Source organism: Allobosea sp. Leaf344 (genome assembly GCF_001426225.1).
Lineage (GTDB): Bacteria > Pseudomonadota > Alphaproteobacteria > Rhizobiales > Beijerinckiaceae > Allobosea.
On the sequence record NZ_LMRT01000016.1, the window covers coordinates 352,921 to 365,016 of the forward strand.

Here is a 12,096-nt window from a genome sequence, read left to right on the forward strand (position 1 = left end):
TTGCCACGTTCTGTCGCCTTCGACATTGATCTGGCGCCGATCCGGATTCCGCATTGCTCCCGCCGCGGACGCTGACTAAGCCCCGGTCAGGGATTGTTGCGCTGCGGCGAAATCGCCGCCGGCACCTCCCGGTCACGAAGCCTTAACCGATCATTCACCATAAATCGGCTGCACAGCAGCGGTTGGAAGCGATGAAACACACTGTCCTGGTTGCCCTTGCCCTCTCGTCCCTGCTCGGGGCCTGCCAGTACAAGAGCATCGCCGCGCCCAATCTCAGCGGGCGCGACGCGGAATACATGGCGCTGGTGCCGAAGTTCGACATCGAGCTCACGCATATGCCCTATGAGATCGACGATCCCACCGGCCAGGAGCCGGGGACGATCTATGTCGATACCAAGCAGAACTTCCTCTACCTCGTGCTGCCCAACCGCAAGGCGATCCGCTACGGCGTCGCGACCGGCAGCGAGGCCTTCGGCTGGACCGGCACCGCCGTGGTGCAGCGCAAGGCGGAATGGCCGCGCTGGACGCCACCGGCCGAGATGCTGAAACGCTGGCCGCATCTGGCGCCGCGCGCCGGCGGCATGGCAGGCGGGCCGGACAATCCGCTCGGGGCGCGTGCGCTCTATCTCTACCAGAACGGCCGCGACACGCTCTATCGCATCCATGGCACCAACGAGCCGGAGACGATCGGCATGCAGGCCTCCTCGGGCTGCATCCGCATGCGCAACATCGATGCGATCGACCTGTTCAACCGCGTGCCCGTGGGCGCGAAAGTCATCGTGGCCTGAGGCCTCAGCCCAGCTCGATCAGCACGATCTCGGGCGGGACGCCGAAGCGCATCGGCAATTTGCTGGTGCCCAGCCCGCCGGAGACGATCAGATCGCGGCCCTCCTCATGGACATGGCCATAGGCGTAGCGATTGCCGTAGCGCGAGGGCACGACAGGCGACCAGCCGAACAGCCGGACCTGGCCGCCATGGGTGTGGCCGGCCAAGGTCAGCCCGATCCGCCGGGGCATGCGGCGGAAGGCATCCGGCTCATGCGCCATCATGATGACGGGGGCTCCGTCATCGCCGATCTGGGCCAGCGTGGCCGGGAGATCGTCGGCGCCCCAGGGCCTGCCGCGGCGCAGGGTCTGGAAGGCGATCTGGTCGCCGAGCCCCGCCAGCCAGAGCGGGCCGGCGACGGTCTCCAGGCGCACCGCCTCGTTCTCGAGCACGCGGATGCCGACCGCCTCCAGCGCGCGGCCGACCAGCGTGGGCCCGCCGCGGGCGGCGAGCGCCGCATCGTCATGCCACCAATCATGATTGCCGAGGATGGCGTAGATCCCTTGAGGGGAGTGGAGCCGCGCCAGTTCCCGCGCCCATTCCGCCATGGCGGGATCGTCGCTGCGCGGCGTCCGGCTGGCGATGAAATCGCCCAGCAGCAGCACGAGATCGGGCTGCAGCGCATTGGCGGCGGCGATGATCCCGGGCAGGCGCGACAGCGGCATGTGGAAACCGCCGACATGGATGTCTGAGAGCGCGACGAGGCGCAGCTTGCGGACGGCGGGCCAGTCCCGCGGCGTCAGCCGGTAGCGGGCGACGTGAAGTTCCTCGGGCTCCCAGGCGAAGGCGTAGCCGCCCGTGCCCAGCCCGGTCAAAAAAAGACCGGCGAGAGTCGCGAGGACTCTGCGCCGGTCAAGCATGGAGGGTCTCGAAGAAACTCAGGCCCGGAAGATCAATGGTCGCATCAATCGTCGAAGCCATTGCGAAGGACACCAGGACGGGTGTCCGGATGCTCTTCGCTACGGATATGCAACTCGCGGAAGGCTCGCCTGGTTCCCGCCGCCACCGCCTGAATTCCGATCGGGCGGAAATGGTGGCCATAGGCCTCCCGGGCCGACGCATCATGGAAACTCGCCTTGGACTGAGTGGGACGACGCGGAGAGACCGGGAGCATGGCGATGAACACACCGTGAGGGTTGCACGACGCCGGCGGTTCCTGGCCGCCGACATCACGACTCTCGTCACCAATCCCGCCCGCCTCAGGGCGCCTTCATGGGCTCTTCATGGCGAATTCGGAGCGGATGTCAAAACCCGCCACAATCGTAAATCCGCACGATCGCGTGAGGAGGGGGCGGATCGGCGGCTCAGGCCGCGAGCAGCCCTTCCGCCGTCACCCAATCCAGCGTCTTGGCCAGAGCCCGCTCGAAGCGGTTGAACATCTCCTCGATCTCCGCCTCCTTGATGATCAGCGGCGGGCAGAAGGCGACGCGGTCGCCGCCGAGCGGGCGCACGATCAGGCCTTCCGCCTGGGCGAAGGCGACGGATTTCGCCGCGACACCCTTCTTGGCCTCGAACTGCACCTTGCTGGCCTTGTCCTTGACCAGCTCGATGCCGCCGATCAGGCCGACGCCGCGCGCCTCTCCGACCAGCGGATGATCGGCCAGCGCGTTGAGCCGCTTCAGGAAGGTCGGCGCGACCGCCCGGACATGCTCGATGATCTTGTCGCGCTGGTAGATTTCGAGGGTCTTCACCGCCACGGCGCAGCCGACCGGATGGCCGGCATAGGTGTTGCCATGGCCGAAGGTGCCGATCTTGCGGCTCTGATCGACCAGCACCTCGTAGATGCGCTCGTTCATCATCACCGCGCTGAGCGGGAAATAGGCCGAGGTGATCGCCTTGGCGCAGGAGATCGAATCGGCGGCCAGCCCATAGGTCGTGGTGCCGAACATGTTGCCGGTGCGGCCGAAGCCGGTGATCACCTCGTCGGCGATGAAGAGCACGTCGTATTTCGCCAGCACGGCGTTGATCTTCTCGAAATAGCCCTCCGGCGGGGTCACCGCGCCGCCGGCGCCGAGGATCGGCTCGGCGATGAAGGCGGCGACGGTGTCGGGACCTTCGCGCAGGATCATCTCCTCCAGCTCGGCCGCGAGCCGCGCCGAGAAGTCGAGCTCGCTCTCGCCCGGCTCGGCATAGCGGTAGTGATGCGGGCAGGAGGTGTGCAGGATGCCGGCGATCGGCAGATCGAAATCGATGTGGTTGTAGGGCAGGCCGGTCAGCGAGGCGGAGGCGACGGTGACGCCGTGATAGCCCTTCAGCCGCGAGATGATCTTCTTCTTCTGCGGCCGGCCGAGCGCGTTGTTCATGTACCAGACCAGCTTGACCTGGGTGTCGTTGGCGTCCGAGCCGGAGGCGCCGTAGAACACCTTGGAGATCGGCACCGGCGCGATCTCCTTCAGCTTCTCGGCCAGTTCGATCGCCGGGTCGTGGCTGCGGCCGGAGAAGAGATGGGTGAAGGGCAGCTTCTTCAACTGCTCATAGGCGGTGTCGGCGAGCTCCTGGTTGGAATAGCCGAGGGAGGTGCACCAGAGCCCGGCCATGCCCTCGATGTAATCCTTGCCGGCGACGTCGTAGACATGGACGCCCTGGCCGCGCTCGAGGATCAGCGGGCCCTGCTCGCGATGGCTGGCGAGATTGGTATAGGGATGGACGAGGGTCTCGATATCGCGGACGGCGAGGTTGGACAGCATCGTGCGGCTCCCGGGCTCTGCATGGCAATTCCGGCGAGCATAGACCTGTCTCTGCGCAAGCGCTTAGCGATTTTCGCGCAGCCCCTGGCAGACTCTGGCGCAGGACCGCGACGCCGGGGCAATTTGCTTCGGCGGCTCAGCGGTCATGGCTGCGCAGGAAAGCCTCGCCATCGCTGACGCCGAGCTCATAGGCGAAGCGCATGCCCTCCCAGTCGCGAATGCTGAATTGCGAGACCGGGATGGTCCGGGAGGGGCGGGCATAGGTCCGGTTGGGGATCGCCGGCACCGCGCTGAACGGCCGGGTCAGCAGCACCAGAGTCGGTTCCCCCGCCTGTTCGAGCTCCGACAGCGCCCAGGCCGGGGCGCTGTCATAGAGCCCGCCATCGAGCGCCGCGCGTTGCCCGACGAGGCCGGCCGGCATGAAGGGCGGCACCGCGGCGCTCGCCATCAGCGCGGCGACGGCCTCGTCCGGCGAGGCGCATTCGCGCAGGGCGATCAGCTCGGCCGCGAACCCCAGGCGGCGCCCGGCGGTGGGATGGACCGGGCGGCGCAGCCGCTTCTCCAGCTGATAGGCGCCGATGCCGAGCGCCGCCGCCAGCGGCAGCGGCCAGAAGCGCGGCGGGCGGGAAATCGCGATCCTGAAATCGGCCTGCCGCTGAAGCTGCGCGAGCCGCTCCGCGGTCAGCATCTGCGCCATCAGCGACCGGTATTTGTCGCCGACCGGAAACAATCTGCCGCCGCGCCGGAAACCGGACCAGTCGGTCTCGCTGCGGCTGCCGCGGCAGGCCGCGAAGACCTGTTCGCGAATGACCGGGCCGAGGCCCAGCGCGGTATAGAGCATGGCGAAGGCGCCGGCGCTGGCACCGACGACGCGGCCGGGCTTGAGCGCGAGGCGCGGCGCGACCGTCTCGTAGAATCCGCCCTGCCAATAACAGCGATTGCCGCCGCCGGCATAGGCCAGCCCCGCGAACATGAAAGGCCCCGGCTCAGTCGGCGTCGACGGCGCGGGCGAGATCGCGCCAGGCGATGACCAGCCGGTCGAGCTCCGCCAGATCGCGGGCCGGGAGCCGGCCCAGCGTCCGCGCCACGAAATCGCGCTGGCTGGCGATCCCGGCCTCGGCGAGGCGGCGGCCCTCCGCCGTGAGATGCATGGCGTAGGAGCGCCTGTCGCCGGCGATGGCACGCCGCTCGACCAGGCCGGCCTGGACCAGCCGGTCGACGAGCCCCGAGACATTGCCCTTGGTGACGTAGAGCCGCTCGGCCAGCTCGCTCTGGCTGATGCCCTCGCGCTCGGTGAGGGTGGAGAGCAGGTCGAATTGCGGGATCGAGAGACCGAGCTCGCGGATGCGCGCGCTCATCTGGCCGAGCATGCGCTGGTGCAGCCGCATGAAGCGGAACCAGACGCGGTCCGGTTCGACGGGAGCGGAGCTCTGGAGAGCGATCGGTGCAGGCACGCGGCAGGCCTCGGTTCACGATTGATCCGATGTAAACGATCGCAGGATCGGGCGCGAGCTTTTCATTGCTGGAGCGACAGCGCCGAACCCTGCGTTCAGACCGCGGAAACGGACCCTTCCCCCACGCCGCGCAACGCGTCTATGCTCCGATCAAGACGACAAGAACACCATGCCTGGGAGGTATCGCCATGCTCGGCCTGATGCAGGACTGGCCTCTGCTGCTGCACCGGATCATCGACCATGCGGCGATCCAGCATGGACGACGCGAGGTGGTGACGCGGGCGGTCGAGGATGGCGCGATCAGGCGCACCGACTATGCGCGGATCCGCCAACGCGCGCTCGCCGTCGCCAAGCGCCTGCAGATGGCGGGCATCGCCCAGGGCGACCGCATCGCGACGCTGGCCTGGAACACCGACCGCCATCTCGAGCTCTGGTACGGCATCTCCGGCCTGGGGGCGATCACGCATACGGTGAATCCGCGGCTGTTTCCGGAGCAGATCGCCTGGATCATGGATCATGCCGGGGACCGGCTGCTGTTCCTCGACATCAGCTTCGTCAAGCTGATGGAGGGGCTGCAGGACAGGCTGCCCACGATCGAGCGCTTCATCATCCTGACCGATGCCGCGCATATGCCCGAGACCAGCCTGCGCGAGGCGGTGCCCTATGAGAGCTGGCTCGCGGAGGCGGATGATGATTTCGCCTGGGCGAAGCTCGACGAAAACAGCGCGGCCGGGCTGTGCTACACCTCCGGCACCACGGGCGGGCCCAAGGGCGTGCTGTATTCCCACCGCTCGAACGTGCTGCATGCGCTCGCCTGCGCGGCGCCCGATTTTATGGCGCTGTCCTCGCGCGACACGGTGCTGCCGGTGGTGCCGCTGTTCCACGCCAACAGCTGGTCGCTGGCCTATTCCGCGCCGATGACCGGCGCCAAGCTGGTGATGCCGGGGGCGAAGCTCGACGGCCCCTCTCTGCTCGAGCTGCTGGAGAGCGAGGCGGTGACGCTGTCGGCGGCGGTGCCGACGGTCTGGCTCGGGCTGCTTCAGCATCTGGAGACCGTGCAGGCCAGGCTGAGTTCGCTGAAACGGGTGGTGATCGGCGGATCGGCCTGTCCGCGCGCGATGACGGAGGCCTTCGAACGCAAATATGGCGTCACCGTCGCCCATGCCTGGGGGATGACGGAGATGAGCCCGCTCGGCTCCTTCTGCTCGGTCAAGCCGGGCTATGCCGGGCTGGAGGGCGAGGCGCTGCTCGATCTCAAGATGAAGCAGGGGCATCCGCCCTTCACCGTCGAGTTCCGCATCACCGACGATGCGGGCCGGGACCTGCCCTGGGACGGCACGACCTTCGGGCGGCTGAAGGTCCGGGGCCCTGCGGTGGCGCGCGCCTATTTCCGGCGCGAGGACGAGGCGATGCTGGACGAGCAGGGGTTCTTCGACACAGGCGACGTCTGCACCATCGACGGCGAAGGCTATATGCAGATCACCGATCGCTCGAAGGACGTGATCAAATCCGGCGGCGAATGGATTTCCTCGATCGATCTCGAGAACCTCGCCATCGGCCATCCCGACGTCATGGAGGCGGCGGTGATCGGCGTGCCGCATCCGAAATGGGACGAGCGGCCGCTGCTGATCATCGTGCCCAAGGCCGGGCGCACGCCCGACAAGGCGAGCCTGCTCGGCTTCTTCGAAGGCAAGATCGCGAAATGGTGGATGCCGGACGATGTCGTGCTGGTCGACGCCATCCCGCATACCGCGACCGGGAAGATCCAGAAGACCACCTTGCGCGAGCAGTTCCGCGATTACCGGCTCGTCTGACGCGCCTCAGGCGGCGCCCGTCCGGTTCCGCTCGCGCTCAGCGGCCTGCAGCGCCCGCTCCAGCACGGCGAAGCCGGCGGGCTGCATCTGCGCGACGTTGAAGCGCATCAGCCCCGCCGCGCGCTGGCTGGCGCTGAAGACGTTCCCTGGCGCCAGCACCACATTCTCCGCCAGCGCATGCCGCGCCACCGCCGCGGCCTCCAGCCCGTCCGGCAGGCGGCACCAGAGATAGAACCCGCCGCGCGGCTCGACCCAGGGCGTGATGCCGAGGCGGTCGAGACCGGCCGCGACCGCCTTGCGCTGACGGGCCAGCCGGCCGCGCAGCTGGGCGAGATGCCTGCGATAGCCGCCATCCCCCAGCACCCCGGCGACGATCCCGGTGGCGACGGGGCTCGCTCCGCCGAACTGCGTCGCCACCTGCAGGTCGATCAGAGCCTCGATCCAATCCTGCCGCGCGGCGATGTAGCCGCACCGGATCGAGGCGGAGAGGGTCTTGGAAAAGCTGCCGATGCGCACCACCCGCGCCAGCCCGTCCAGCGCCGCCAGCCTGACCGAGGGCTCGGGCTCGAACTCCGCGAAAATCTCGTCCTCGACGATGGTGAGGTCATGGGCGGCGGCTTCGGTCAGCAGGCGATGCGCCGTCTGCGGCGCCATGGTCGCGCCGGTCGGGTTATGCAGCGCCGAATTGGTGAGGTAGAGGCGCGGGCGGTGCTCGGCCAGCGCCTGCGCAAACAGCGCGATGTCCGGCCCCGAGCGGGTGAAGGGCACGCTGACGATCCGGGCGCGATGGGCCTTCAGCAGGGCCTGGAAGTTGAAATAGCAGGGGTCGTCGACCAGCACCGCATCGCCCGGCTGCAGCAGGAAGCGGCAGATCAGGTCGACGGCCTGGGTCCCGGACGAGGTCAGGAGGATCTGCTCGGGGGCGAGCTCGACCCCCTCCTGCGCCGCCATCCGCGCGAGCAGCCGCCGCAGCGGCAGGGATCCGCGGGTCGTGCCGTAATCGGTCAGGATCTCGTCATCGGCCTTGGCGACGGCGCGCAGGGCGCGCCGGATCGCCTGATTCGGCATCCAGTCCGGCGGAAGCCAGCCGCAGCCCGGGCGCAGCATGCCGGGGGCGGGATCGAGCGTCTGCCGCGAGACCCAGAGCGGGTCCATCGTCCGCTCGCGTCGCGGCGCGATCTCCGCCAGCGCCAGCGGTGCCGGGCTGCCGGTGACGTAGAAGCCCGATCCCGGCCGCGAGACGATCAGCCCCTGCGCCGCGAGCCGGTCATAGGCTTCCACCACCGTCGAGGGCGAGACCGCCATCGCCGTCGCCAGGCTGCGGATCGAGGGCAGGCGCTCGCCCGGCGTCAGGGCGCGGCTCTGCAGCCGCGACAGGATCGCCTGCATCACGGTCTGCGTCCGCGCTCCCGCGCCCGGAGCTGAGATCAGTGGCAATTGTGCTGGTCTCCGCATGCATACAGTTCGATGATACCGTATCGATCCGTGCCTGTCTCCGGCCGGGCTTCCGGCCTAGAAGCGCGAGGCAGGGCGGGAGCGAACGGATGCGGGATCATCTGGCGGGGTGGGGCAGCGGCCTCATCGGCGTCATCATCTTCAGCGGCTCCCTGCCGGCGACGCGCGTCGCGGTCGGCAGCTTCTCGCCGCTGTTCCTGACCTCGGCACGGGCCGTCGTGGCGGCCGTGCTGGGCGCGGGCCTGCTATTGCTGCTTCGGCAGAAGCGCCCGGCGCCGGCGGATCTGCTGCCGCTGGCCATCGTCTCGCTCGGCGTGGTCGTCGGATCCCGCTGCTCACGGCGCTCGCCCTGCAGCACATCACCTCGGCCCATTCGATCGTCTTCATCGGGCTTCTGCCCTTGGCGACGGCGCTGTTCGGGGTGCTCAGGGGCGGGGAGCGGCCGAAACGCGCCTTCTGGCTGTTCTCGATCGCGGGGGCGGGCTGCGTCGCCGGCTTCGCCTTCGCCCAGAGCGGCAGCGCCTCGCTGACCGGGGATCTGCTGATGATCGCGTCGATCCTGCTCTGCGGCCTCGGCTATGCCGAGGGGGCGGCGCTGTCGCGGCGGCTCGGCGGCTGGCAGGTGATCTCCTGGGCGCTGCTGCTGTCGCTGCCGGTGATGGCGCTGCTGGCGGCGGTGACGCTGCCGGCCGGTTTCGCCGGGGTCAGCGGCCCCGCCTGGCTCGGGCTGGCCTATGTCTCGGTGTTCTCCATGCTGGTCGGCTTCGTCTTCTGGTATCGCGGGCTGGCGCTCGGCGGCATCGCCACCGTCGGCCAGCTGCAATTGCTGCAGCCCTTCTTCGGCCTGGCGCTGGCGGGTCTGCTGCTGGGAGAGCCCGTGGCCTGGAGCATGGTCGCGGTCACGGCCGTCGTCGTCGGCTGCGTCGCCGGGGCCAAGCGCTTCGCCTGAGCGCTCGCGCGGCGCTGGACGCTTGCCAGCCGGCCCCGGCCGATGCACTGACTTTCACCATGCATCGCCGTCTCGTCTTCGAGGAACCCGTCTCCCGCGCCGCGGTGTGGAGCCGCCGGCTGGCCTGGTTCTCGCTCGCCGTGCTGGTGCTGACGGTGCTGGGCTTCCGCATGGGCCAGCCCAGCATCGAGGGGCTGGCGCCGATCCTCGGTGCCTATGTGCTGGTCGGGCTCGCCTTCGGGCTGAGCATCCTCGCCTTCGCCCGGATCTGGCATGCCGGGCATCGCGGCGTCGGCATCGCCTTCCAGAGCTTCGTGCTCTGCCTGCTGCTGTTGCTGCCGGCGGGCTATGCCGGGCTGCGGCTCGCCACTCTGCCGAGCCTGAAGGATATTTCCACCGACACCGAGGATCCGCCGAGCTTCAGCCGCTCGCGCGCGGCGCTGGACGGGCGCGGCGGCCTCGTGCCGGCGGAGCTGCCCGCAGCCAGCCGGCGGGTGCAGCGCCAGGCCTATCCGCAGGTCGTCCCGATCGTGCTGGAAGTGCCGGCCGAGCTCGCCTTCGACATGGCGCGCAAGGCCGCCAATACGCTGGGCTGGCAGGTGCTGGAGGCGGTGCGCCCCGGTGGCCGCGTCGGCGCCGGGCGGATCGAGGCGGTGGCGCGGACGCGGGTGCTGCGCTTCGCCGACGACGTCACCATCCGCATCCGGCCGCGGGTCGACGGCAGCCGCATCGACATCCGCTCGGTGTCGCGGCTCGGCGGGCATGATTTCGGGGCCAATGCCGCGCGCATCGCCGCCTTCGCCGCGGAAATCGAGCTGCTGAACGAGGCGCGCTGAGCTCAGGCCAGGCGGTAGCGGCTGCTCAGCAGCGGGGCGGGATCGCTGCATCGCAGCGTGCCGTCTGCCACCAGCATCTCGATCTGCGCCAGCACCGAGAGCGCGGCGGCGCCGTGCAGCCTCGGCGAGAGGCCGCGATAGATCGCCGGCACCATGACCGCGATCGTCTCGTCGCCGGCGCCGATCCGGCTGAGGATCGCCGCTTCGCGCTGGCGCCGATGCTGGACGAGGCCGCGCAGGAAGCGCTGCGGCTCCAGCACCGGGCCGCCATGGCCGGGCCAGTAGCGCTGGTGATGAAGGCCCTGGAGCTTCTCGATCGACTGCATGAAGGCGGCCATCGACCCGTCCGGCGGCGCGATCACCGAGGTCGACCAGGCCATGACATGGTCGCCCGAGAACAGGCTCTCCTCCTCCGCGAGGGTGAAGGCGAGGTGGTTGGCGGTGTGGCCCGGCGTCTCGACCGCGGCGAGGCTCCAGCCCGGGCCGGTGATCACGTCGCCGTCGCGCATCGCGTGATCGGGCCGGTAGCCGCGGTCGGCGGCGGCGTCGAGCGGGTTCTGCTCGCCGAGCGAGAGTTCGCGCGCGGCGCGGTGGGGGCCGCAGCCGACGATCTGCGCGCCGGTGGCGGCCCGGATCGCCCGCACCGCCGGGGAATGGTCGCGATGGGTGTGGGTGACGACGATGTGGCTGACGGTTTCGCCCGAGACGGCTTCGAGCAGGCGGGCGACATGGTCCGGATCGTCGGGGCCGGGATCGATGATCGCCACTTGGCCGCGGCCCACGACATAGCTGCAGGTGCCGGTGAAGGTCATCGGCCCGGCATTGCCCGCGATCAGCCGGCGGACCAGAGGCGAGAGCTCGACGAGCTGCCCGGCGGGCTCCGTCGTCTTGTCGAAGGGGATCTCGTCGCTCATCGGTTCGCTCGCTTCCCGGCCGGTCCTGCGCAAAGCGTCGGCTTGTCGGGGTTTGCCGCATTTCCTATAGACGCGAAAGGGCCGCACCGGGCGGCCGGCAATGACAGGACGACATGAGCATGACCCAGACGGTCACCCTCCAGGCCCCCACCCTGATCGGCGCGCTGCTCCCGGCCGCGGCCGATCGCAGGACCGCGCTGCTGCGCCAGATCGGGCTCGCGCTGCTCGGCAGCCTGGTGATGATCGCCGCGGCCAAGATCAAGGTGCCGTTCTGGCCGGTGCCGATGACGCTGCAGACGCTCGCCGTCTTCGGCATCGGCGCGGCCTTCGGCGCCCGGCTCGGCGCGGCGACGATCCTGCTCTACATCGCCTATGGGGTGGCCGGCCTGCCGGTCTTCACCAATACGCCGCCGGTCGCGGCCGGCCCGCTCTATCTCGTGGGCCCCACCGGCGGCTTCCTGCTCGGCTTCGTGGTGGCGGCCGCGATCGCCGGCTGGTCTGCGATGCGCGGCGCCTCCTGGCTGCGGCTGGTCGGCGGGCTGGTCCTGGCCGAGCTGGCGATGATGGCGCTGGGCTTCGGCTGGCTGGCGCTGGGCGCTCAGATGGCGAATGGCGCCACCGGCATCGGCTTCGCGAAGGCCTTCCAGTTCGGCGTCCAGCCCTTCCTGCTGGGCGACGCGCTGAAGCTCGCGCTCGCGGCGAGCCTGATCGGCGCCGGCTGGTCGATGATCGGGCGCCGCGGCCGCTGACGCCGCCGCGACCGCCGAATCGAAAGGCCGGGGGCGACCCCGGCCTTTTTCGTCTGCGAGGTGTAAGCCGGCCTCAGCTGGGCCTGGTATCGCTGCAGCTCTTGGGCAGGCCGAAGGGGCGCAGCGCATCGCCGCATTTGTCGCAGGCCGACAGGATGGTGGCCAGGCTGAGGATGGCGAGCAGGGACAAGGCGCGTTTCATGAAGAGGTCGGCTCCAGATGGGAGCCCGAACCTAAAGCATCGCAGGCCGAAGGGAAATGCGGAAGGCGAGCGGCGCCGAGGCGGGCGGAGCTGGAGCCGGCGCGAAAAGGGGCTTGGAACGCGCGCACATGGGACGCGAGCATGGGACGCGCGCGCATCTTGCCCGGACGCATCTTGCCCGCGCGCATCTGGCCCGGAGTTCCGCTCTGC

At 69.5% G+C, this 12,096-nt stretch carries 11 protein-coding genes and 1 pseudogene; 5 read left to right on the plus strand and 7 right to left on the minus strand.

Annotation, left to right across the window (positions count from 1 at the left end):
* Positions 1 to 191 precede the first annotated feature (191 nt).
* Positions 192 to 788 (plus strand): L,D-transpeptidase, encoded by a 597-nt coding sequence (locus tag ASG72_RS19895; RefSeq protein WP_056716636.1) that lies wholly within the window; start codon positions 192 to 194, stop codon positions 786 to 788.
* A 4-nt stretch (positions 789 to 792) separates the two neighbouring features.
* Here ASG72_RS19895 and ASG72_RS19900 read toward each other — a convergent pair whose 3' ends face one another.
* The 4 genes from ASG72_RS19900 to ASG72_RS19915 all read right to left on the minus strand — a co-directional run bounded on the left by ASG72_RS19900 (position 793) and on the right by ASG72_RS19915 (position 4,901).
* The gene (locus ASG72_RS19900) at positions 793 to 1,641 is read right to left on the minus strand and encodes a metallophosphoesterase (protein WP_348271613.1); all 849 of its coding nucleotides are present in this window, start codon (positions 1,639 to 1,641) and stop codon (positions 793 to 795) included.
* Between the two features lie 489 nt (positions 1,642 to 2,130).
* Positions 2,131 to 3,513 carry an aspartate aminotransferase family protein gene (locus tag ASG72_RS19905; RefSeq protein WP_056716415.1) on the minus strand — a complete coding sequence of 461 codons (1,383 nt, stop codon included), beginning with the start codon at positions 3,511 to 3,513 and terminating at the stop codon, positions 2,131 to 2,133.
* Between the two features lie 136 nt (positions 3,514 to 3,649).
* Entirely contained in the window at positions 3,650 to 4,486 is an 837-nt protein-coding gene (locus tag ASG72_RS19910) for a patatin-like phospholipase family protein (protein WP_056716419.1), read from the minus strand.
* Between the two features lie 13 nt (positions 4,487 to 4,499).
* Positions 4,500 to 4,901, minus strand: a complete 402-nt coding sequence (locus tag ASG72_RS19915; RefSeq protein WP_082540529.1) for a MarR family transcriptional regulator — start codon at positions 4,899 to 4,901, stop codon at positions 4,500 to 4,502.
* Between the two features lie 254 nt (positions 4,902 to 5,155).
* Between ASG72_RS19915 and ASG72_RS19920 the strand changes: the two genes are divergently transcribed.
* A complete protein-coding gene (locus ASG72_RS19920; RefSeq protein ID WP_056716425.1) occupies positions 5,156 to 6,781 on the plus strand; it encodes a long-chain-fatty-acid--CoA ligase in 1,626 nt (541 codons plus the stop codon).
* A 6-nt stretch (positions 6,782 to 6,787) separates the two neighbouring features.
* Here ASG72_RS19920 and ASG72_RS19925 read toward each other — a convergent pair whose 3' ends face one another.
* On the minus strand, positions 6,788 to 8,170 hold the full coding sequence (locus ASG72_RS19925; protein WP_156396083.1) for a PLP-dependent aminotransferase family protein: 1,383 nt from the start codon (positions 8,168 to 8,170) through the stop codon (positions 6,788 to 6,790).
* Positions 8,171 to 8,325: 155 nt separating this feature from the next.
* Here ASG72_RS19925 and ASG72_RS19930 point away from each other — a divergent pair.
* Positions 8,326 to 9,185 (plus strand): annotated as a pseudogene (locus ASG72_RS19930) (DMT family transporter).
* Between the two features lie 59 nt (positions 9,186 to 9,244).
* Positions 9,245 to 10,021: a DUF1499 domain-containing protein gene (locus tag ASG72_RS19935; protein WP_056716430.1), complete on the plus strand. Its 777-nt coding sequence runs from the start codon at positions 9,245 to 9,247 to the stop codon at positions 10,019 to 10,021.
* Between the two features lie 2 nt (positions 10,022 to 10,023).
* Here the strand turns inward: ASG72_RS19935 and ASG72_RS19940 are convergent, their stop codons facing one another.
* Positions 10,024 to 10,935 carry an MBL fold metallo-hydrolase gene (locus tag ASG72_RS19940; RefSeq protein ID WP_056716432.1) on the minus strand — a complete coding sequence of 304 codons (912 nt, stop codon included), beginning with the start codon at positions 10,933 to 10,935 and terminating at the stop codon, positions 10,024 to 10,026.
* Between the two features lie 113 nt (positions 10,936 to 11,048).
* Between ASG72_RS19940 and ASG72_RS19945 the strand changes: the two genes are divergently transcribed.
* Positions 11,049 to 11,684: a biotin transporter BioY gene (locus ASG72_RS19945; protein WP_082540508.1), complete on the plus strand. Its 636-nt coding sequence runs from the start codon at positions 11,049 to 11,051 to the stop codon at positions 11,682 to 11,684.
* A 73-nt stretch (positions 11,685 to 11,757) separates the two neighbouring features.
* Here the strand turns inward: ASG72_RS19945 and ASG72_RS21440 are convergent, their stop codons facing one another.
* Entirely contained in the window at positions 11,758 to 11,886 is a 129-nt protein-coding gene (locus ASG72_RS21440) for a hypothetical protein (protein ID WP_280137767.1), read from the minus strand.
* Positions 11,887 to 12,096 lie beyond the last annotated feature (210 nt).

Bases quoted from the DNA above. Each gene is read 5' to 3' on its own strand.
- ASG72_RS19905 (WP_056716415.1), bottom strand. From the start codon at position 3,513: ATGCTGTCCAACCTCGCCGTCCGCGATATCGAGACCCTCGTCCATCCC.
- ASG72_RS19940 (WP_056716432.1), bottom strand. From the start codon at position 10,935: ATGAGCGACGAGATCCCCTTCGACAAGACGACGGAGCCCGCCGGGCAG.
- ASG72_RS19945 (WP_082540508.1), top strand. From the start codon at position 11,049: ATGAGCATGACCCAGACGGTCACCCTCCAGGCCCCCACCCTGATCGGC.
- ASG72_RS19895 (WP_056716636.1), top strand. From the start codon at position 192: ATGAAACACACTGTCCTGGTTGCCCTTGCCCTCTCGTCCCTGCTCGGG.
- ASG72_RS19915 (WP_082540529.1), bottom strand. From the start codon at position 4,901: ATGCGGCTGCACCAGCGCATGCTCGGCCAGATGAGCGCGCGCATCCGC.
- ASG72_RS19910 (WP_056716419.1), bottom strand. From the start codon at position 4,486: ATGTTCGCGGGGCTGGCCTATGCCGGCGGCGGCAATCGCTGTTATTGG.
- ASG72_RS19920 (WP_056716425.1), top strand. From the start codon at position 5,156: ATGCTCGGCCTGATGCAGGACTGGCCTCTGCTGCTGCACCGGATCATC.
- ASG72_RS19935 (WP_056716430.1), top strand. From the start codon at position 9,245: ATGCATCGCCGTCTCGTCTTCGAGGAACCCGTCTCCCGCGCCGCGGTG.
- ASG72_RS21440 (WP_280137767.1), bottom strand. From the start codon at position 11,886: ATGAAACGCGCCTTGTCCCTGCTCGCCATCCTCAGCCTGGCCACCATC.
- ASG72_RS19925 (WP_156396083.1), bottom strand. From the start codon at position 8,170: ATGCAGGCGATCCTGTCGCGGCTGCAGAGCCGCGCCCTGACGCCGGGC.